This window comes from Streptomyces alboflavus (assembly GCF_000716675.1).
In the GTDB taxonomy this organism is placed as follows: domain Bacteria; phylum Actinomycetota; class Actinomycetes; order Streptomycetales; family Streptomycetaceae; genus Streptomyces; species Streptomyces alboflavus.
Genome location: NZ_JNXT01000041.1, coordinates 1 through 19,971, shown reverse-complemented (window position 1 = coordinate 19,971; position 19,971 = coordinate 1). Strand labels below are relative to the sequence as shown.

Genomic DNA, 19,971 nt, shown 5'->3' with positions numbered 1-19,971 from the left:
ATCATCGGCGGCGACGACCGGTGATGTCTCGTGGAGCGTTACGCCGTCCGCTGCTACGGGGGTGGTCCGGTCATGGCCACTCCCCCTGACGACCGCACCTTCCGTCGCGAAATGGCCACCGCCTACCGCTCCGGCTGGCACTTCATCGACCTCGTCACCGCGATCCCCCACCCCGGCGACTCGTTGATGGTCACCCTGGTCGGAGAACCCGTCGTCATCGTCCGCGACGACGACGAGGACATCCGTGCCTACCGCTGCCTGCGCCGCCCCCGCGGCGCGCCGCAGCCGGTCCGCTGTGCCGTGCGGTACGGCATGGTCTTCGTGAACCTCGACCAGCGCGACCACCAAGTGATCGACAAGCGCAAGCGGGAGGCCGACCGGCAAGCCGTCGAGCGGCAGACCGCCTCCGCAGACTCCCTCGCAGCCACCCCCCGCAGCGCCTGACGCGATTCCCCCGTCGTTGTAAATCGCGCAGGTGCTTCCCCCAGCAGCGGCGCCACCGTGGACCTGAACACGGTGGCGCCGCTGTGGTGTGCGCGGATACTCGCGCCCGGCCGCCCCGGCCAAGCGGCCCCGGCCGAGCCGCCCCGGCCAAGCCCACCCCGCCCCGGCCAAGCGCCGCGCCCCTCAGCCCACCTTCCCCAGCGCCCGCGTAACCCGGATCTCGATCACCACCCGGTCCGGGTTCGGCGACGGCACCCGTCCGTACCGCTCCTCGTACCGCCGCATCCCCTCCGCCACCCGCCCCGGCTCCGCCGACACCTCGGCGAGGCCCTCCAGGGTCGCCCAGCGCCGCCGTTCGACCTGGCAGACCGCGACCCGCGCGCCGGGACCGTCCACTCCGGTCCCCGCGAGGACGTGGGCCACCTTCCTGCTGGACTTGTTCGCGAGGACGCGGGCGATGCCCGCCTCCGGGTCGAAGGTGACGCCGACCGGGACGACGTGCGGGGTGCCGTCCGGGCGCAGGGTCGTCAGGGTGCAGAGATGGCGCTCGCGCCAGAAGCTGAGGTAGGCGGCGGGCGGGTCGCCCAGGTCGATGCTCATGGGCAGGAAACCTAGCCCGCGCATCCGTTCCCACCCACCCTTGAGCGGAATAGACTCAACTTTATGTACGCTGTCTAAGTCAGCATGGGGCCGTGAGCCCCGACCGACCGCGACCCAGGAGGAGAACCCGCACGTGGACGCCGAGCTGACCAACCGGAGCCGGGACGCGATCAACGCGGCCACCAGCCGGGCCGTGTCCGGTGGCAACCCCGACCTGACCCCCGCGCATCTGCTGCTCGCGTTGCTGGAGGGGCAGGACAACGAGAACATCACCGACCTGCTCGCCGCGGTCGACGCCGACCAGGCGGCCGTGCGCGCCGGGGCCGAGCGCGTCCTCGCGGGGCTGCCCAGCGTCACCGGGTCGACGGTCTCCCCGCCGGGGCCCGACCGCGAGCTGCTCGCCGTCGTCGCCGACGCGGCGCAGCGCGCCAAGGAGCTGGGCGACGATTACCTCTCCACCGAACATCTGCTCATCGGCCTCGCCGCAAAGGGCGGCGCCGCCGGTGAGGTCCTGAACCAGAACGGCGCGAGCGCGAAGAAGCTGCTCGACGCCTTCGAGACGAGCCGTGGAGGGCGTCGCGTGACCACCCCTGACCCCGAGGGGCAGTACAAGGCCCTGGAGAAGTTCGGCACGGACTTCACCGCCGCCGCCCGCGAGGGCAAGCTCGACCCGGTCATCGGGCGGGACCAGGAGATCCGGCGGGTCGTCCAGGTCCTGTCGCGGCGTACCAAGAACAATCCCGTGCTCATCGGCGAGCCCGGCGTCGGCAAGACCGCCGTCGTGGAGGGGCTCGCGCAGCGCATCGTGAAGGGCGACGTGCCGGAGTCGCTGAAGAACAAGCGGCTCGTGTCGCTCGATCTGGGGGCCATGGTCGCCGGGGCCAAGTACCGGGGCGAGTTCGAGGAGCGCCTGAAGACCGTGCTCTCCGAGATCAAGGAGAGCGACGGGCAGATCATCACGTTCATCGATGAGCTGCACACCGTGGTGGGTGCGGGCGCCGGCGGGGACTCCGCCATGGACGCGGGCAACATGCTCAAGCCCATGCTCGCCCGCGGTGAGCTGCGGATGGTCGGCGCCACCACCCTCGACGAGTACCGCGAGCGGATCGAGAAGGACCCCGCCCTGGAGCGCCGCTTCCAGCAGGTCTTGGTCGCCGAGCCGTCCGTCGAGGATTCGATCGCCATCCTGCGTGGGCTCAAGGGGCGGTACGAGGCCCACCACAAGGTGCAGATCGCCGACAGCGCGCTCGTCGCCGCCGCCACCCTCTCCGACCGGTACATCACCTCGCGGTTCCTCCCCGACAAGGCCATCGACCTCGTCGACGAGGCCGCGTCGCGGCTGCGGATGGAGATCGACTCCTCGCCCGTCGAGATCGACGAGCTGCAGCGCGCCGTCGACCGGCTGCGGATGGAGGAGCTGGCGCTCAGCAAGGAGACGGATCCGGCGAGTAAGCAGCGCCTTGAGAAGCTGCGGCGCGACCTCGCCGACAAGGAGGAGGAGCTGCGCGGGCTCACCGCGCGCTGGGAGAAGGAGAAGCAGTCCCTCAACCGCGTCGGCGAGCTGAAGGAGAAGCTCGACGAGCTGCGCGGGCAGGCCGAGCGCGCCCAGCGCGACGGCGACTTCGACACCGCGTCGAAGCTCCTGTACGGCGAGATCCCCGACCTGGAGCGGGACCTGGAGGCCGCGTCGGAGGCCGAGGAGGAGAAGGCCGCCGAGGCCGACACCATGGTCAAGGAGGAGGTCGGTCCCGACGACATCGCCGACGTCGTGGCCGCCTGGACCGGCATCCCCGCCGGCCGCCTCCTGGAGGGCGAGACGCAGAAGCTGCTGCGCATGGAGGGCGAGCTCGGCAAGCGCCTCATCGGCCAGACCGAGGCCGTCCAGGCCGTCTCCGACGCCGTGCGCCGCACCCGCGCCGGGATCGCCGACCCCGACCGCCCCACCGGCTCGTTCCTGTTCCTCGGCCCGACCGGCGTCGGCAAGACCGAGCTGGCCAAGGCCCTCGCCGACTTCCTCTTCGACGACGAGCGGGCCATGGTCCGCATCGACATGAGCGAGTACGGCGAGAAGCACAGCGTGGCGAGGCTCGTCGGCGCCCCGCCCGGCTACGTCGGGTACGAGGAGGGCGGCCAGCTCACCGAGGCCGTGCGCAGGCGCCCGTACTCGGTGGTGCTGCTCGACGAGGTCGAGAAGGCGCACCCGGAGGTCTTCGACGTGCTGCTCCAGGTCCTCGACGACGGGCGACTGACCGACGGGCAGGGGCGGACGGTGGACTTCCGCAACACCATCCTGATCCTCACCTCCAACCTCGGCAGTCAGTATCTGGTGGAGCCTCTGACCAGCGAGGAGGAGAAGAAGCAGCAGGTTCTGGAAGTGGTGCGGGCCTCGTTCAAGCCCGAGTTCCTGAACCGGCTCGACGACCTCGTGGTGTTCTCCGCGCTCGGCAAGGACGAGCTGGCGCACATCGCCGAGCTGCAGATCGCCCGGCTCGCCAAGCGCCTCGCCGACCGGCGGCTCACGCTCGACGTCACGCCCGCGGCGCTCGCCTGGCTCGCGGACGAGGGCAACGACCCGGCGTACGGCGCCCGGCCGCTGCGCCGCCTGATCCAGACCACCATCGGCGACCGGCTCGCCAAGGAGATCCTCGCGGGCGAGGTCAAGGACGGGGACACGGTCCGCGTGGACGTCTTCGGGGACGGGCTCATCGTGGGTCCCGCGGCGGCCGGGACGGCCCCGGAGGCGGCGGGGAAGTCGCTGTAAGGCGCCGTAACCGGTCACAAAGACGGGCGGGGGTTGCGAGCCCCCGCCCGGCATGGGAGAGGATGGCTCAATCCGTACGAAGGGAAATACACGGTGACCATCGACCCGTCCTCGATTCCGAATTTCGGGGGCCAGCCCGAACCGCAGCAGGGCGCAGGACCGGCGGGCCCCGTCGTCCCTGACCAGGACCTGGTCAAGCAGCTCCTGGACCAGATGGAACTCAAGTACGTCGTCGACGACGAGGGAGACCTCGCGGCGCCGTGGGAGGAGTTCCGTACGTACTTCATGTTCCGTGGCGAGGACGACCAGGCGGTCTTCTCGGTGCGGACGTTCTACGACCGGCCGCACGGCATCGAGGAGAAGCTCCAGCTCCTCGAGTCCATCGACGACTGGAACCGCCGCACGCTGTGGCCCAAGGTCTACAGCCACACCCACGACGACGGCACGGTCCGCCTCATCGGCGAGGCCCAGATGCTGATCGGCACGGGTGTCTCCCTGGAGCACTTCGTGTCGTCGACCGTCAGCTGGGTGCGCGCCGCGATCGAGTTCGACCGCTGGCTCGTCGAGCAGCTGGGCCTGGAGCAGGCCGTCGACTCCGCCGACGGCGAGGAGAAGCCCGGCGACGACGAGGCCTGAGGGCCCGCCGCACCGCGGTGACTACAAGGGCATGCGGGCGATCGTCACCAGATACGTCCCGTACGCCACCGAGAGCCCGGCCAAGGCGCCCACCACCAGGTAGGCGGCCCGCGGCCGGGCTCTCGCCGTCCGCAGGAGCGCGCACGCGAGCGGGATGAGCAGCGGGAAGGCGGGCAGCAGGAAGCGCGGCTTGGACTCGAAGAAGCCGGAGCCGCCGACCGTGATCAGGAGCAGCACGCCGGTGTAGACGAGCAGCGGCAGCGGCGCCCGCTCGGCCACCAGGAGCGCGTACAGGAGCACGGCCACCGCGACGATCACCAGGGTCATGGAGAAGACCAGCTTGTCGCCGTCGAGCAGCAGGTGCTTGACGAAGGCGAGCGAGCCCGCGCCGAAGTCGAAGCGCGAGCCCCAGCCGCGCTGCACCGCGAAGTAGCCGCCGAGCACATCGCCCTTCCGGGCCCCGACCCACAGGACGTACGCCCCCCAGCCGAGCGGGGCGAGCAGCGCGCCCGTCCACAGCCTGTGGGGAACTCCGCGTCCGCGCCGCCGGACGATCTCGCAGACCGCGGCGACCAGGACCGCGGCCGCCACCGCGAAGCCGTTCGGCCGGGCCAGGCCCGCGAGCGCCGCGAGCGTGCCCGCCCACAGCCAGCGCCCGGTGAGCAGCGCGTACAGGGACCAGGCGGCCAGCGCGGTGAGGACCGGCTCGGTGTACGCCATCGACAGGATGACGGAGTGGGGCATGAGACCCCACAGGAGCACGAGGACGGTCGCGGTGCGGCGGTCGTACAGGCGGGTCGCGATGACGTAGATGCCGAGTGCGGCGGCGCCTGCGGCGAGCCAGGAGACGAGCAGTCCGGCCGCCCCGTGGGACAGCGGTGTGACGGTGGTGACCGCGCGGATCAGGCCCGGGTACAGCGGGAAGAACGCCAGGTCGCTCTGGACGACGGGGGGCTCGAAGTACAGGGTGCGGCCGTAGCCGTGGGCGGCGATGCCGGTGTACCAGCGGGAGTCCCAGGAGCGGCCGAGCAGCCGGAAGGTGTCCTGGCCGGTGGCGTGCGCCACGGCCGTCACCGCGAGCAGCCCGGTGAGGCGGGCGGCGGCGAAGACGCCGAGGGCGCGCACCGCCGTCGGGCCCTTGGGCTCCAGGGCCAGACAGCGGGTGCGGGGCGGTTTGGTGAGCGGGGCCGGGACGGTGGGGCTCGGGTGGGTCACACCCGAACCCTCCGGGGTCGTGGCGGCGGGCGCGAGCCGGGTGGGTCCGTGTGGGTGGGTGCCGTCGCCCGGCCGCGCCCGCCGTCGTACTACAGCGCCTTGAGCCGCTCCACCGCGTCCGCGAGGACTTCCGCGCGCTTGCAGAACGCGAACCGCACGAAGGGCGCGCCCGCCTCGCGGTGGTCGTAGAAGACGGCGTTCGGGATGGCGACGACACCGGCGCGCTCGGGCAGGGCGCGGCAGAACGCGAAGCCGTCGCCGCCGTGCGAACGGTCCTCGCCGAGGGGGCGGATGTCGGTGGTGATGAAGTACGTGCCCTGCGGGCGGTAGACCTCGAAGCCCGCCGCCGTCAGGCCCGCCGAGAGCAGGTCCCGCTTGGCGCGCAGGTCCTCGCGGATGCCCGTGAAGTACGACTCGGGCAGCGCGAGGGCCTCCGCGACGGCGTACTGGAAGGGGCCCGAGGCCACGAACGTCAGATACTGCTTGGCCGAGCGCACCGCCGTGACCAGCTCCGGCGTGGACGTCACCCAGCCGACCTTCCAGCCGGTGAAGGAGAACGTCTTGCCCGCCGAGCCGATGGTGACGGTCCGCTCGCGCATGCCGGGGAAGGACGCGAGGGGGAGGTGCGCGGGCGTCGTCTCGTCGGTGAAGACCAGGTGTTCGTAGACCTCGTCGGTGACCACGAGCAGGTCCCGCTCGACGGCGAGCTCCGCGATCGCGGCCAGCTCCTCGCGGGTCAGGACGGTGCCCGTCGGGTTGTGCGGGGTGTTGAGGAGAAGGAGGCGGGTGCGCGGGGTGACGGCGTCGCGCAGCTCGTCCAGGTCGAGGACGAAGCGGCCGTCCCGGGGGCGCAGCGTGACGGGCACCCGGGTGCCGCCCGCGAGCGCGATCGAGGCGGCGTACGAGTCGTAGTACGGCTCCAGGGCGATGACCTCGTCGCCCGGCTCGACCAGGGCCAGCAGCGAGGCCGCGATGGCCTCGGTGGCGCCCGCCGTGACCAGGACCTCCCGGTCGGGGTCGTAGGACAGGCCGTAGACCCGCGCCTGGTGCTCCGCTACGGCCGCGCGCAGCTCGGGGACGCCCGGGCCCGGCGGGTACTGGTTGCCGCGCCCGTCGCGCAGCGCCCGCACCGCCGCCTCCCGGACCTCATCGGGGCCGTCCGTGTCGGGGAAGCCCTGACCCAGGTTGATCGCCCCCGTCCGCACGGCGAGGGCGGACATCTCGGCGAAGATCGTCGTGCCGAATTCGGCCAGGCGGCGGTTGAGCAGCGGGCGGCCGCTCGCCGAGGAGCCCGGGGCGCCGGTGGTGCCGGTGGTGCCGGGACCGGAAGGAGAGGACGTCATGGCCGCCATCCTGCGCCGAACCTCTGGAGTTCCTCAACTCTGCTTTGGCCGCGAATGGCCGGGGGCATCCCCTTGTCACGCAACGACGCGGGACAACGACCGCAGGGCGCCGGAGCCTTTGTGATCCCGGGGGAACACGAGGCGTCCGGTGCATCGGGGGAACGGAAAGGTGAGTGAGGGACATGATTCTTGTCGTCCTCTTCCTTGGGCTTGTGGTGCTGATGATCGCGGGGCTGACGATCGGTGCCGCCCGGGTGCGCGGCAGCCGCGGACGGCGTACGGCGTCCGGGGCCGGCAGCGGCAGCTGGTGGGCGTCCGGCAGTTCGAGCAGCGGCAACCACAGCGGGGCCACCTCCTGCGGCGGTGGCTCGTCCTGCGGTGGTGGCTCCTCGTCCTGCGGCGGCGGCTCTTCCTGCGGCGGCGGTGGCGGGGGTGGATGCGGCGGAGGCAGCTGACACGGGGCAGCTGGTCCACTGGGTGAAGCGTCCGGCGGGAGTCAACTCCCGGCGGGCGCTTCGTCGTTGTCGGGAGCGTGTGCCGACGGCCTTGACGGGCAGATGTCTTGCTGTCGCCCGGTGCGGGGGACGGAAGTTGACGGCTCGCACGGAGAAAGTGCTGCGCAGGGAGGTGTCGCGGGATGGCAGGGGCGAAATGGGGCTATTGGCGACCGTACCGGGATGCTTCTGGATCGTCTGAGTTTGCAGAAACGTGAACAGATGAACTGTTCGGCCCTCTAGGGGATGGAAACCCTACGAAGTTGGGTAAAAACGCTGTGGCAGTGTCGCAGTTCATGATTCCCTCTTAACCGTCACACCGCCCTCGGACGTTCTCAGTTCAATCAACGATCGGGACTTCTCCGTGGGCACGAGCCGGCATTCCGACCACCCGGTGTCCGACCGGGTGCGCCGGCCCCCCACCTCCATTGCGTGCTTAGCGGAGCCGACCCATGCTCACGACCCTGAAGACTGTCTATACCGACACGCGCGCCGGGGACCTGGCCTGGGCCCTCGGTCGCGAGCCGTTGCCCGCCCTGGCCACGCTCGACCTCGAACTGTCCGGCGCCACCGTGCAGTTGAGGCTCCTCGGGGCGTCCCACCAAGTGCTCCTGGAGGAGGAGCGCGGCGGCAGCTGCTCCGAGACGGTGGCCTGCATCCCCGGCAGCAGCACCCCGCTGCCGCTCGGCGTGTCCAAGCGGGTGGGCGAGTGGGAGTACGAGTTCGCGGCCTGCGTCGAAACCCTGTCACGGGGTCAGTTCGCGGGCCGCGCCCAGGAGTTGCTGGCCCTGGTCACCGAGCACCCGCACGGCCTCGCCGGAGTCTTCCCCGGCATCCCGCACGCCTTCACCGCGATGCTCGCCCAGCGTCACGAAGGATCGGTCATGTGGCGCACCTGGCACGCCTATCCGCAGGACGGACAGCTGGTGGCGACCAGGACCCGCGTCGGCGTGCGGATGCCCGCACCGCTGTGACGTGCCGCAACTCCCCGGCGGGCGCCCGGTGACGGGCGGGACGGCCGGGGTGAGGGCGGACCCGTGTGCGCGGGCGCGGCACCGGTGTCACCCGCACACGCCCTGCGGCCCTTTACGCGTCCTACACGTCTACCCGGGCACCTCCACCCTTGTGGGGGACTTGGTGTAAGCGTTCGGTGACGTAGCGTTCGCAGCGTGATCGAGCCGCCCGAGCGTCTGCCCGTCACGCCCCGGACAGGCCGGTTCCTCGTCCTCGCGGGCGTGTTCATCTGTGCCGCCTGCGGACTCGTGTACGAACTCGAACTCGTCGCCCTCGCCTCGTACTTGATCGGCGACTCCGTCACCCAGGCCTCCGTCGTCCTGTCCGTGATGGTGTTCGCGATGGGCATCGGCTCGCTGCTCGCCAAGCGGCTGCGCTGCCGGGCCGCCGCCGGATTCGGACTCATCGAGGCCGCGCTCGCCCTCGTCGGCGGCTGCAGCGCCATGACGCTGTACGCGGCCTTCGCCTGGGCCGGGGACCGCGGCGAGGTGTGGGCCGGCGGCTCGCGCTACCTCTTCGTGGCGTTCTCGCTCGCCATCGGCGTCCTCATCGGCGCGGAAGTGCCCCTCCTGATGGTCCTCATCCAGCGCGTGCGGCGGCAGGACGCGGGCGGCGCGGTCGCCGACCTGTTCGCCGCGGACTACGTCGGCGCGCTCGTCGGCGGACTCGCCTTCCCCTTCCTGCTCCTGCCCTGGTTCGGACAGCTCACCGGGGCGCTGCTCACCGGCGCCGTCAACGTCCTCGCGGGCGGGGCCCTCGTCTTCGGCCTGTTCGGCCGCGACCTCAGCGGGCGCGGGCGCTGGATACTCCTCGCCACCAACGTCACCGTCCTCGCCGTGCTCGCCTCCGCCGCCGTCCTCGTCGACGACTTCGAGCGCGCCGCCCGCCGCGCCGTCTACGGCTCCGACATCCGCGTCGCCGTCCAGACCGGCGTCCAGGAAGTCGTCCTCACCGGCGGCCGCCGCGAATCCCTCGACCTCTTCCTCGACGGCAGGCTCCGCGTCAGCGGCCGCGACGAACACCGCTACCACCAGGCGCTCGTCCAGCCCGCCATGCGCGGCGGGCCGCACGCCCGCGTCCTCGTCCTCGGCGGCGGCGACGGGCTCGCCGCCCGCCAGGTCCTGCGCCACTCCGGGGTGCGCCGCGTCGACGTCGTCGAGATCGACCCCGGTGTCGTGCGGCTCGCCCGCAGCGATCCCGCGCTCAGCGAACTCAACGGCCACGTCTACCGCGACCCGCGCGTGCGGGTCGTGCACGCCGACGCCTTCCACTGGCTGCGCGGGCCGCACGCCCGCCGCCTCCCCTACGACGTCGTCGTCGCCGACCTGCCCGACCCCGGCATCACCGCGAGCACCAAGCTGTACTCCCAGGAGTTCTACGGCCTCGTCGCCCGCGCCCTCACCGACGGCGGCCGCCTCGCCGTGCACGCCGGGCCCGTCGTCACCCGCGCCCACGCCTACTGGACCGTCGACGCCACCCTGCGCGCCGCGGGCCTCGCCACCACCCCCTACCGCGTGACGGGCCGTCACTCCGGCTTCGCCGCCGGACCCGACCGCACCGCCGACGGCTCCGCGCACCCCCGCGACTGGGGCTTCGTCCTCGCCGCCCGCGGCCACGAAAGCCTGGTCGCCGCCGCGGACTCCGCCATCCTGCGGTCCGGTGCGCGCGCCGCCCAGCGCGTCCGCCCCGCCCCTCGGGAGCCCATGCCGCCCTCCACCCTCGTGCATCCGCGGTACGCCGACTGACGGGTCGTCCGGCCCTCGGCGCGGGCAAGAGGCGTACATCACGCGGTGGGCGTGGGTACGCTCGACTGTCATGGAGCATGAGGTGTTCGTACCGGTCCCGGAAGAGCCGCTCCGCGAAGCGCTGGCCGACCCCGAGCGGGTCGCCGGCGCTGTGCCGGGGTTGCAGCGTGATGCCGACGCGGAGTCGCCGCCCCTGTCCGGGCGGCTGCGGGTGCGGGTCGGTGGGCACACGATCACCTACCGCGGTGCCCTGCGGCTCGCCCCCCGGAGCGGGGGTTCCTACTCCCTCGACGGCGAGGGCACCGAGGTGCGCGGCGACGGCTCCGTGAAGTTCTCCCTCGTCCTGCGGCTCGCTCCCGGTGCGGAGGGCGGCACCAGCGTCGCCTTCTCCGGGACGGGGTCCGGGGACGGGCGCATCGCCGAGATCGCCGGGAGTTCTCCACAGGCTGTGGAGGCTGCTGTGCGGAGGTTGCTGGGGCGGTTCGGAGAGGGGTTGGCCGCTGCGGTTTCTGTGGAGGGGGGTGGCCCGGGGGCGGGGGGCGTCGACGACGTCGCCGATGTCGCCGACGCCGATGTCGTCGATGCCGCCGATGTCGTCGACGGTTCCGACGTCGGTGATGCCTCCGACGGCTCCGCCAAGGGGGTCGGGGGGATCTACGAGGCCGAGGTGCCGCCGCCGTCGTTGGATCCGTTGGCCGATGACCTCGACCGGCCGTTGGAGGTCGGGGGCGGGGCCGCGGCCGAGGCCGCGCATGCTCGGCGGACGATGATCGGGCGCAGTGCGGAGGAGGTCGATCACGCTCCGCCCCGGGGGAGGTACGCGCCTGTGCCGGTGCCCGAGGCGATGGCCGGCGGGGTCGCCACGTTGCGGTGGGCTGCGCCTGCTGCGGCTGTGGTGTTGGCTTCGGCGATTGTGGTGGGGCGGGTGTTGCGGCGGCGCCGCTGAATCTGGCGGGGCGCCTGGAGCGGCTGGGCCGGGGGCACCCCCGTCTTGGCGCTTCGCGCCTTGTCCTCAAGCGCCGGACGGGCTCTCTCCCACCCGCCCGCCCTGACTTGCCCCGGGCTTGTCCGAAAGCCCGGCACCTTCAGCCGTGCCGGGGTGCCCCCCTGTTTCGGCGCTTCGCGCCTTGTCCTCAAGTGCCGGACGGGCTTTCTCCCGCCCGCCCGCCCGGGCTTGCCCCGGGCTTGTCCGAAAGCCCGGCACTCTCAGCGCTGCCGGGGGTGCCCCTGTTTCGGCGCTTCGCGCCTTGTCCTCAAGTGCTGGACGGGCTGGATAGGGCCGGGGCGGGCTGATAGGTGTCGGCTGATAGGTGCCCGGGGGGCTGAAGGTGCGCTGGGCAGGCAGTGCGATCTGCCTCGGGCGAAGCAATGGTGGGGGCGGGTGGGTGGGGGAAAGCCTGTCCGGCGTTTGAGGACGAGGTGCGGAGCGCCGATCGGGGGGGGGAGCTGTTCTGCCCGGAGGGGAGACCCACCCCCGGGGTCGGGGGCTGAGCCCCGGTTTCGGGGAAGGGTGGGATTGGGGAAGGCCCCGTCGGGGAGTGGGTCGTAAGGTCGGGGGGTGAGTAGCGATGAGATCAGGTTGGGTGCGGGTGGCGCGGATGTGGCCGTGCGGCCGGGGGACGGGTGCCGGGTCGGGAGTCTGCGGGTCGACGGGGTCGAGCTGCTGCGGCAGGGGGAGCGGTACGGCAGCTTCCCGATGGTGCCGTGGTGCGGGCGGACGAGGGAGGGCAGGTTCAGGAACGGGGACGTCCTGCATCAGCTGCCGGTGAATTCCCCGCCGCACGCCATCCACGGCACGGCCCGCGACGCCGCGTGGAAGACGGCCCGGGTGACCGACCGCGAGGCCGTGTTCACGTACGACCTGACGGACCCCTGGCCCTACCCGGGCCGGGTCACGCAGATCGTGGAGCTGACCGAGGACGCCCTGACGCTGCGGATGGCGATCGAGACGTACGAGGACTCGTTCCCGGCGCAGGCGGGCTGGCACCCGTGGTTCAACCGCCACCTGGCGGGCGACCCCGCCGACGCCGAGGGCGTCCGGTTGGAGTTCGACGCCGCCTGGCAGGAGCTGCGCGGCGACGACCACCTCCCCACGGGGACGAGGATCGACCCGACCCCCGGCCCCTGGGACGACTGCTTCGGGATGCCCGACGGCGTCGACGTGACCCTGACCTGGCCGGGCCGCCTGGAGCTGAAGGTGGCGAGCAGGGAGCAGTGGGTCGTGGTGTACGACGAGCCCGCGGAAGCGGTGTGCGTGGAGCCGCAGACGGGCCCGCCGAACGGGCTCAACACGGCACCGCGCCTCGTCACCCCGCTGGAGCCCCTGGAGACGTCGACCACCTGGACCTGGCGGCGCCTGTGACGCGGACCTGGCGGCGACCGTGACCTGGACCTGGCGGCGCCTGTGACGTCCGCGGCGCCTTTAAGCTCGTAGCCATGACGAACGACGTACGCGGCGACCTGCTGCAGCAGATCAAGGACAAGGCCGTCGTGCACGGCAAGGTGACGCTCTCCTCGGGCATCGAGGCCGACTACTACGTCGACCTGCGCCGCATCACCCTCGACGGCGAGGCCGCCCCCCTGGTCGGGCAGGTCCTGCTCGACCTGACGGCGGACCTGGAGTTCGACGCCGTGGGCGGGCTCACCATGGGCGCCGACCCCGTCGCCGCCTCGATGCTGCACGCCGCCGCGGCCCGCGGGAAGCGGATCGACGCGTTCGTGGTCCGCAAGGCCGCCAAGGCGCACGGCCTGCAGCGCCAGGTCGAGGGCCCCGACATCAAGGGCCGCCGGGTGCTCGTGGTCGAGGACACCTCCACCACCGGCGGCTCCCCGCTGACCGCCGTGGAGGCCGTCCGCGCGGCCGGGGCCGAGGTCGTGGGCGTGGCGACGATCGTGGACCGCGCCACCGGCGCCGCCGAGAAGATCACCGAGGGCGCGGGGGTCCCGTACCTCTTCGCGTACTCGAAGGACGAGCTGGGCCTCGACTGATCGGTACATGACGTACAGCTGGAGCAATCCGGCGAGTCTGGAAAGATGGGGGCGACGACGGCGTCGCCCCCGGTACCACCGGTCCCACCGGTCATCCAGGTACCCCAGGTCAGGGACACAGCAACAGAGCAGCACTCACCCCGCACATCACAAGGAGCGGACACATGCCCATCGCAACCCCCGAGGTCTACAACGAGATGCTCGACCGGGCGAAGGCAGGCAAGTTCGCCTACCCGGCCATCAACGTGACGTCCTCGCAGACCCTGCACGCTGCGCTGCGCGGCTTCGCGGAGGCGGAGAGCGACGGCATCATCCAGATCTCCACGGGTGGCGCGGAGTTCCTGGGCGGCCAGTACAGCAAGGACATGGTGACGGGCGCGGTGGCCCTCGCCGAGTTCGCGCACATCGTCGCGGCGAAGTACGACATCACGGTCGCGCTGCACACCGACCACTGCCCGAAGGACAAGCTCGACGGCTACGTCCGCCCGCTCCTCGCGGTCTCCGCCGAGCGCGTCAAGGCCGGTCAGAACCCCCTCTTCCAGTCCCACATGTGGGACGGCTCGGCCGAGACCCTCGCCGACAACCTGGCCATCGGCCAGGAACTGCTCGAGATCGCCCGTGCCGCGAAGATCATCCTTGAGGTCGAGATCACCCCGACCGGCGGCGAGGAGGACGGCGTCACCCACGAGATCAACGACGAGCTGTACACCACGGTCGACGACGCGATCCGCACCGCCGAGGCCCTGGGCCTGGGCGAGAAGGGCCGCTACCTGCTCGCCGCCTCCTTCGGCAACGTCCACGGCGTCTACAAGCCGGGCAACGTCGTGCTCCGCCCCGAGCTCCTGAAGGACCTCCAGGAGGGTGTCGGCGCCAAGTACGGCAAGCAGTCCCCCTTCGACTTCGTGTTCCACGGCGGCTCCGGCTCCACGGCCGAGGAGATCGCGACGGCGCTGGAGAACGGCGTCGTGAAGATGAACCTCGACACGGACACGCAGTACGCCTTCACGCGTCCCGTCGCCGACCACATGTTCAAGAACTACGACGGCGTCCTGAAGGTCGACGGCGAGGTCGGCTCGAAGAAGACCTACGACCCGCGCACCTGGGGCAAGTCCGCCGAGGCGGGCATGGCCAAGCGGGTCACCGAGGCCTGCGCGAACCTGCGCTCCAGCGGCACGAAGCTCAAGTAGTCCGCTGTCCGCCCGCACGTCTGTCCGTCGGGCCCGGCGCTCCCCGTGGGTGCCGGGCCCGACGCATGTCCGGAAGGGAACACAGCTGTGGCCATGACGTACGACTTCGACACCCCCGTCGACCGGTACGGCACCTGGTGCGTCCAGTGGGACGGCATCGCCGATCGGTTCCCCGTCCCCGACCTGCTCCCCTTCACCATCTCCGACATGGACTTCGCCTGCGCGCCGCCCGTCCTCGACGCGCTCCAGCGGCGGATCGCGCACGGCGTCTTCGGCTACACGGACTGGCGCAACGACGACTTCCGGGGCGCGATCCGCGACTGGTTCAAGCAGCGCCACGACACCGACGTCGACCCCGGCTCCCTGGTGTACGCCCCGTCCGTGCTCAACCAGATATCCCAGCTCCTGCGGATGTGGACGGAGCCCGGGGACGGGGTGGTGGTGCACACCCCCACGTACGACGGTTTCCGGAAGGCGGTCACGGGCCTTGGCCGCGAACTGCGCGGCGTCCCTGTCGTGGACCCCGAACTGGCTTTGCTGGAGGCCGAGTTGGCGCGGCCCGACAGCCGTGTGCTGCTGCTCTGCTCGCCGCACAACCCGACCGGGCGGGTGTGGACCGATGCCGAACTCGCCGCGACGGCCGCGCTGTGCGAGCGGCACGGGGTCGCCGTCATCAGCGACGAGATCCACGCCGACCTCACCCACGACGGGTTCACCCACCTGCCGTGGACCCGGTACGCGCGGGGGCGGTGGGCCCTCGTCACCTCCGGCACGAAGGCCTTCAACTTCCCTGCCCTGAGCGGGAGTTACGGAATCGTCGGGGATCCGGACGACCATGCGGAGTTCGTCGAGCGGATGAACACGGGGGAAGGGCTTGCCTCGCCTGCCGTGCTTTCGCTCACCGCGCACATCGCCGCGTACCGGGAGGGGGCGGACTGGCTGGATGCCGTGCGTGCCTATACACACGGGAATCTGCGCCTTGTCCAGGAGCGCCTCGACGCGGCCTTCCCCGGTCTCGGCTGGTGCCCGCCCCAGGCCGGGTATCTGGCGTGGATCGATCTGCGGCCGGTGCTGGGGGGTGTCGACGACGATGCCCTTCAGCGGATTCTGGTCGAGCGGGAGGGGGTCGCCGTCATGCCGGGGGTTACGTATGGGGCGCCGGGGGGCGGGCTGGAACCTTGCCGCACCGGCGTGATTATTCAGCCCCTCCGGCGTTTGAGGAGCGGGGTCTGGGGCGGAGCCCCAGTTTCGGGAAGGGGCGGGGTCGGGGAGCCCCCGGCAGGGTCCGGCATGCCGCAGACTTGTCCCATGGCCATTCACGAGAACCTGCTCGGGGGACCGCCCCCGACCCACCTGCCCGACGACCCGGAGCCCCGCGAGCTGCTCGCGGCCGGCACCCCGGCCACGGAGGTGGCGGCGAAGTACCCGACGTCGTCCCTCGCCTGGGCCCGCCTCGCCGACGAGGCGTACGAGGCAGGCCGAGTCGTCGAGTCGTACGCGTACGCACGTACGGGATACCACCGCGGTCTTGACTCCTTGCGCCGCAGCGGCTGGAAGGGCCACGGCCCGGTCCCGTGGGAGCACGAGCCGAACCGTGGCTTCCTGCGCGCCCTGCACGCCCTGGCCCGCGCCGCGGGCTCGATCGGCGAGCAGGAGGAGTACGAGCGCTGCTCGACGTTCCTGCGCGACTCCTCGGCGACGGCGGCGGACACGCTTGGCTAGCGGCCCCGCCGGGCCACCGCACCCGCGGGCCGCGCACGACCTGCCTGGACACCCGGTGTGACCAGGCAGGTCTTGCCGTTTTCCGGGATGTTGCGGAGGATGCGAGCAGGGACCGGGGCCCCCGTGCCGGTACCGGCAGGGGCGGACCGCTACCTGGAGTACGTATCAGGAGACAGCGATGTCCCACGAGGAGCACGCGGCGCACGCGGCGCACGAGCCCGGCCCGCAGTCCGCGGTGGCGGACGGCGAGAGCCCGGACGGCCCGAACCTCGACTTCGCAGGCACCACCCCTTACGAGGACTACGTCCAGGCGGACGTCCTCACCCACCTTCAGCATCCGCGGTCCGACGACCCCGGCGAGATGGTCTTCCTCGTCACCACGCAGGTGATGGAGCTGTGGTTCACCGTCATCGTCCACGAGTGGGAGACCGCCGCGCGCGCTCTGCGCGAGGACGACGTGCCGGTGGCCATCGCCGCCCTGAAGCGGTCGGTGCGGGAGCTGGAGGCCCTGAACCACTCGTGGAAGCCGCTCGGGCAGCTCACCCCGGCCCAGTTCAACTCCTACCGGGGGGCGCTCGGGGAGGGCTCCGGATTCCAGTCGGCGATGTACCGGCGCATGGAGTTCCTGCTCGGCGAGAAGTCCGCGTCCATGCTGGTGCCGCACCGCGGCGCCCCGCGCGTGCACGCGGAGCTGGAGAAGGCGCTGCAGGAACCGGGCCTGTACGACGAGGTCCTTCGGCTCCTCGCCCGGCGCGGGCACGCGGTACCGGCCGCGGTCCTCGACCGTGACATCTCCCGCAGGTACGACCCCTCGCCCGAGGTCGAGGCCGTCTGGACGGCCCTGTACGCCGGGGACGAGGGCGCCGAACTGGTCCGGCTCGGCGAGGCGTTGACGGACGTCGGCGAGCTGGTCTGGCGATGGCGCAACGACCATCTGGTCGCCACCCGCCGCGCCATGGGCTCCAAGACCGGCACGGGTGGCTCCGCCGGGGTGGCCTGGCTGGAGAAACGAGCCACGAAGAACGTGTTCCCCGAGCTGTGGACGGCGCGCAGCCATGTCTGAGTCAGAGAGGTCGGAGACGGCAGCGGTGTCGGAAGCGGGCGAGGTGGCTCTGGAGGCCCTGCGGGCGCGGCTCGGCGACGCCGCCGCAGCCCTGGACGAAAAGGACGAACTCGCCCACAAGCGCGCGGAGTTCGTGCTCGACGAGAGCGTCTATCTCGACGGGAACTCGCTGGGCGCGCTGTCCCGGGGCGTCGAGGCCCGCGTCGTCGACGTCATCACCCGCGAGTGGGGCCGACTGCGCATCCGCTCCTGGGAGGAGAGCGGCTGGTGGACCGCGCCGGAGCGGATCGGCGACCGGCTCGCCCCGCTGATCGGCGCCGCCCCCGGCCAGGTCGTCGTCGCCGACTCGACGAGCGTCAACATCTTCAAGGCGCTCGTGGCGGCCGTGCGCATCGTCCGTCAGCGGGACGGGGACGGGGCCTCCCCGGACGCGGGGCGTGACGAACTCGTCGTCGACGCCACGGCCTTCCCCACGGACGGGTACATCGCCGCGTCCGCCGCCCGCCTCACCGGCTGCCGACTGATCCCGGTGGCCCCGGCGGACGTCCCCGGCGTGCTCGGTCCGCGTACCGCGGCCGTCCTGCTCAACCACGCCGACTACCAGTCGGGGCGCCTGCACGACCTGCCCGGACTGACCGCCGCCGTGCACGCGGTGGGCGCCCTCGCCGTGTGGGACCTGTGCCACACGGCGGGCGCGCTGCCCATCGGACTCGACGAGCAGGGCGTGGACCTGGCCGTCGGCTGCACCTACAAGTACCTGAACGGCGGCCCCGGTTCGCCCGCGTACCTGTACGTGCGCCGGGAGCACCAGCCGCACTTCGACTCGCCGCTGCCCGGCTGGAACTCGCACGTCGAGCCCTTCGGGATGCGGTCCGCGTACGAGCCCGCTCCCGGTGCCGCACGCGGTCGCGTCGGCACCCCCGACATCCTGTCGCTGCTCGCCTTCGACGCCGCGCTCGACGTCTGGGACGGCGTGTCGATGGCGGCCGTGCGCGCCAAGTCCCTCGCCCTGACGGACTTCTTTCTGGAGTGCGTCGCCGCGTACGTCCCCGCGGGCCGCGTCGAGTCGGTCACGCCCGCTGCGCACGCCGAGCGGGGCAGCCAGATCGCGCTGCGCTGCCCGGACGCCGCCGAGGTCATGAAGCGGCTCGTCGAGCGGGGCGTGGTCGGTGACTTCCGGGAGCCGGACGTGCTGCGTTTCGGCTTCACGCCGCTGTACGTGTCGTTCGCGGACGCGGAGCGGGCCGCGTGGGTCCTCGCGCAGACGCTGGCGGAGGCGCCCGGGGTGGCGGTGTAGCCGGGGGTGCCCACCGTGGCGTCCCGCGGCCCCCGAGGGCTCCCCGTGGCCGGGGAGAGCGCTCCGGGGTCGCTGGATGGGGCGGTGCGGTGGGCCCTGCGGCACGTCTTCCGGCCGGATCCTGATACCGTCCGGCAAATCTGGATCATGGTACGAACGCCCGTCGGCCGCCGGACAGTTGCTGCCGGTGGTCGAGGGGCGGCCAGTGGCCGAGTTTGAGAGGGTTGCCGTATGCCGGACGACGCCGCCGTGGCCCGCGATGCCGCCGAGCAGGACTCCGCGTTCGCGCATCCCGCGGTCCTGCCCGACGCCACCGCCGCGTACGGGGCACACGCGGACCAGGTCATCGACTTCTACGCCCCGCGCGGCGCCGCCGAGCGGGGTGCGCCGCTCGTCGTGGTGCTGCACGGGGGCGCGTGGCGGGCTCCGTACGACCGCGCGCACGTGTCACCGTTCGCGGACTTCCTGGCGCGGCGGGGGTTCGCCGTGGCGAATGTCGAGTATCGGCGGGGGGCTTCTGGGGGGCTTGTGCCGGCGCAGGGCGGTGTGGGGCCTGTCGCCGGGCGGTGGCCCGACACCCTCGACGACGTGGCCGCCGCGCTCGACGCGTTGCCCGGGCTCGTCCGGGCGGCCCTGCCCGTGGCCGACCCGCACCGGGTCGTGCTGACCGGGCACTCGGCCGGGGGGCATCTCGCGCTGTGGGCGGCCGCGCGGCATGTTCTGCCGGAGAGCTCGCCGTGGCACCTGGCGCGGCCCGCTCCGTTGCGGGGTGTGGTGGCGCTGGCGCCCATCGGGGATCTGCGGGTGGCCGATGAGCTGGGGGTGTGTTCCGGGGCGGTGCGGCAGTTCTTGGGTGTGGCTGGGGCTGGGGCTGGGGCTGGGGCTGGGGCTGGGGCCGCGGCTGGGGCTGGGGCCGGGGCCGCGGCTGGGGCCGGGGCGGAGGCGGAGGCGGGGGGTGCCGAGGTGCTGTTCGAGGAGCGGCTCGTGCAGGCTGATCCGGCGGTGTTGCTGCCGACCGGGATCGCCACCGCCGTCGTGCAGGGGCGTACCGACATCGTCGTGCCGCAGGCCGTGTCCGAGGCGTACGCGGATGCGGCGGCCAAGGCCGGAGAGGTGGTCGGCTTGACGCTTCTTGAGGACGTCGGGCATTTTCCTCTGATTGATCCGGCGGCTGATGCGTGTGCGGTCGTCGCCGAAGAGATCGCCCAGCTGGCCTTCTGACCGGCCTCCCTCGCACCCACCCACCCGCCCGAACTCGCCCCGGGCCTCTCCGAAAGCCCGGCACCGTCAGCCCTGCCGGGGGTGCCCCCGTATCGGCGCTCCGCGCCTTGTCCTCAAGCGCCGGACGGGCTTTCTCCCGCCCGCCCGCCCGGGCTTGCCCCGGGCCTGTCCGAAAGCCGGGCACCGTCAGCCCTGCCGGGGGCGCCCCCGTATCGGCGCTTCGCGCCTCGTCCTCAAGCGC

The 19,971-nt window shown here is 72.2% G+C and carries 17 protein-coding genes and 1 pseudogene; 15 read left to right on the top strand and 3 right to left on the bottom strand.

From position 1 onward, the window contains the following. Positions 1 to 72: 72 nt before the first annotated feature. On the top strand, positions 73 to 444 hold the full coding sequence (locus tag OO63_RS42490) for a Rieske (2Fe-2S) protein (RefSeq protein WP_051811263.1): 372 nt from the start codon (positions 73 to 75) through the stop codon (positions 442 to 444). 183 nt (positions 445 to 627) lie between these two features. Here OO63_RS42490 and OO63_RS27625 read toward each other — a convergent pair whose 3' ends face one another. Beyond that, entirely contained in the window at positions 628 to 1,044 is a 417-nt protein-coding gene (locus OO63_RS27625) for a pyridoxamine 5'-phosphate oxidase family protein (protein WP_030362068.1), read from the bottom strand. Positions 1,045 to 1,177: 133 nt separating this feature from the next. Between OO63_RS27625 and clpB the strand changes: the two genes are divergently transcribed. Both clpB and OO63_RS27615 read left to right on the top strand, forming a co-directional pair. Further along, positions 1,178 to 3,805, top strand: a complete 2,628-nt coding sequence (gene clpB / locus OO63_RS27620) for an ATP-dependent chaperone ClpB (RefSeq protein WP_051811253.1) — start codon at positions 1,178 to 1,180, stop codon at positions 3,803 to 3,805. Positions 3,806 to 3,898: 93 nt separating this feature from the next. Then, positions 3,899 to 4,441: a type III secretion system chaperone family protein gene (locus OO63_RS27615; RefSeq protein ID WP_030362066.1), complete on the top strand. Its 543-nt coding sequence runs from the start codon at positions 3,899 to 3,901 to the stop codon at positions 4,439 to 4,441. Positions 4,442 to 4,462: 21 nt separating this feature from the next. On the opposite strand, the gene OO63_RS27610 is transcribed toward OO63_RS27615, so the two are convergent. Both OO63_RS27610 and OO63_RS27605 read right to left on the bottom strand, forming a co-directional pair. After that, positions 4,463 to 5,656 (bottom strand): glycosyltransferase family 39 protein, encoded by a 1,194-nt coding sequence (locus OO63_RS27610; protein ID WP_397622141.1) that lies wholly within the window; start codon positions 5,654 to 5,656, stop codon positions 4,463 to 4,465. Positions 5,657 to 5,745: 89 nt separating this feature from the next. Continuing rightward, a complete protein-coding gene (locus OO63_RS27605) occupies positions 5,746 to 6,999 on the bottom strand; it encodes a pyridoxal phosphate-dependent aminotransferase (RefSeq protein WP_051811261.1) in 1,254 nt (417 codons plus the stop codon). A gap of 182 nt (positions 7,000 to 7,181) precedes the next feature. Here OO63_RS27605 and OO63_RS43930 point away from each other — a divergent pair, with 182 nt between their 5' ends. The 12 genes and pseudogenes from OO63_RS43930 (at position 7,182) to OO63_RS44955 (ending at position 19,730) form a co-directional block, all read left to right on the top strand. Further along, positions 7,182 to 7,454 (top strand): hypothetical protein, encoded by a 273-nt coding sequence (locus OO63_RS43930; protein WP_078619397.1) that lies wholly within the window; start codon positions 7,182 to 7,184, stop codon positions 7,452 to 7,454. A gap of 491 nt (positions 7,455 to 7,945) precedes the next feature. Then, positions 7,946 to 8,467 carry a DUF2617 family protein gene (locus tag OO63_RS27600; protein ID WP_030362063.1) on the top strand — a complete coding sequence of 174 codons (522 nt, stop codon included), beginning with the start codon at positions 7,946 to 7,948 and terminating at the stop codon, positions 8,465 to 8,467. A 195-nt stretch (positions 8,468 to 8,662) separates the two neighbouring features. After that, entirely contained in the window at positions 8,663 to 10,252 is a 1,590-nt protein-coding gene (locus tag OO63_RS27595) for a polyamine aminopropyltransferase (RefSeq protein ID WP_030362062.1), read from the top strand. 70 nt (positions 10,253 to 10,322) lie between these two features. Continuing rightward, positions 10,323 to 11,198 carry an SRPBCC domain-containing protein gene (locus OO63_RS27590; protein ID WP_030362061.1) on the top strand — a complete coding sequence of 292 codons (876 nt, stop codon included), beginning with the start codon at positions 10,323 to 10,325 and terminating at the stop codon, positions 11,196 to 11,198. Between the two features lie 612 nt (positions 11,199 to 11,810). Further along, on the top strand, positions 11,811 to 12,614 hold the full coding sequence (locus tag OO63_RS27585) for an aldose epimerase family protein (protein ID WP_030362060.1): 804 nt from the start codon (positions 11,811 to 11,813) through the stop codon (positions 12,612 to 12,614). Between the two features lie 74 nt (positions 12,615 to 12,688). Further along, positions 12,689 to 13,240 carry an orotate phosphoribosyltransferase gene (gene pyrE, locus OO63_RS27580; protein ID WP_030362059.1) on the top strand — a complete coding sequence of 184 codons (552 nt, stop codon included), beginning with the start codon at positions 12,689 to 12,691 and terminating at the stop codon, positions 13,238 to 13,240. A gap of 164 nt (positions 13,241 to 13,404) precedes the next feature. Beyond that, complete coding sequence (gene fbaA / locus OO63_RS27575) at positions 13,405 to 14,427, top strand: class II fructose-bisphosphate aldolase (RefSeq protein ID WP_030362058.1); 1,023 nt, start codon at positions 13,405 to 13,407, stop codon at positions 14,425 to 14,427. Positions 14,428 to 14,520: 93 nt separating this feature from the next. Then, positions 14,521 to 15,591, top strand: a pseudogene (locus OO63_RS27570) (MalY/PatB family protein); the annotation flags it as partial. A 144-nt stretch (positions 15,592 to 15,735) separates the two neighbouring features. Further along, complete coding sequence (locus OO63_RS46090; protein WP_030362056.1) at positions 15,736 to 16,149, top strand: DUF3151 domain-containing protein; 414 nt, start codon at positions 15,736 to 15,738, stop codon at positions 16,147 to 16,149. Positions 16,150 to 16,327: 178 nt separating this feature from the next. Beyond that, on the top strand, positions 16,328 to 17,212 hold the full coding sequence (locus tag OO63_RS27565) for a tryptophan 2,3-dioxygenase family protein (RefSeq protein ID WP_234311373.1): 885 nt from the start codon (positions 16,328 to 16,330) through the stop codon (positions 17,210 to 17,212). Further along, positions 17,205 to 18,509, top strand: coding sequence for a kynureninase (gene kynU, locus OO63_RS27560; RefSeq protein ID WP_078619391.1), 1,305 nt, complete (start codon positions 17,205 to 17,207; stop codon positions 18,507 to 18,509). The genes OO63_RS27565 and kynU overlap by 8 nt, the downstream gene beginning before the upstream one ends. A 231-nt stretch (positions 18,510 to 18,740) precedes the next feature. After that, positions 18,741 to 19,730: an alpha/beta hydrolase gene (locus OO63_RS44955; RefSeq protein WP_030362053.1), complete on the top strand. Its 990-nt coding sequence runs from the start codon at positions 18,741 to 18,743 to the stop codon at positions 19,728 to 19,730. The last annotated feature ends 241 nt before the right edge of the window (positions 19,731 to 19,971 follow it).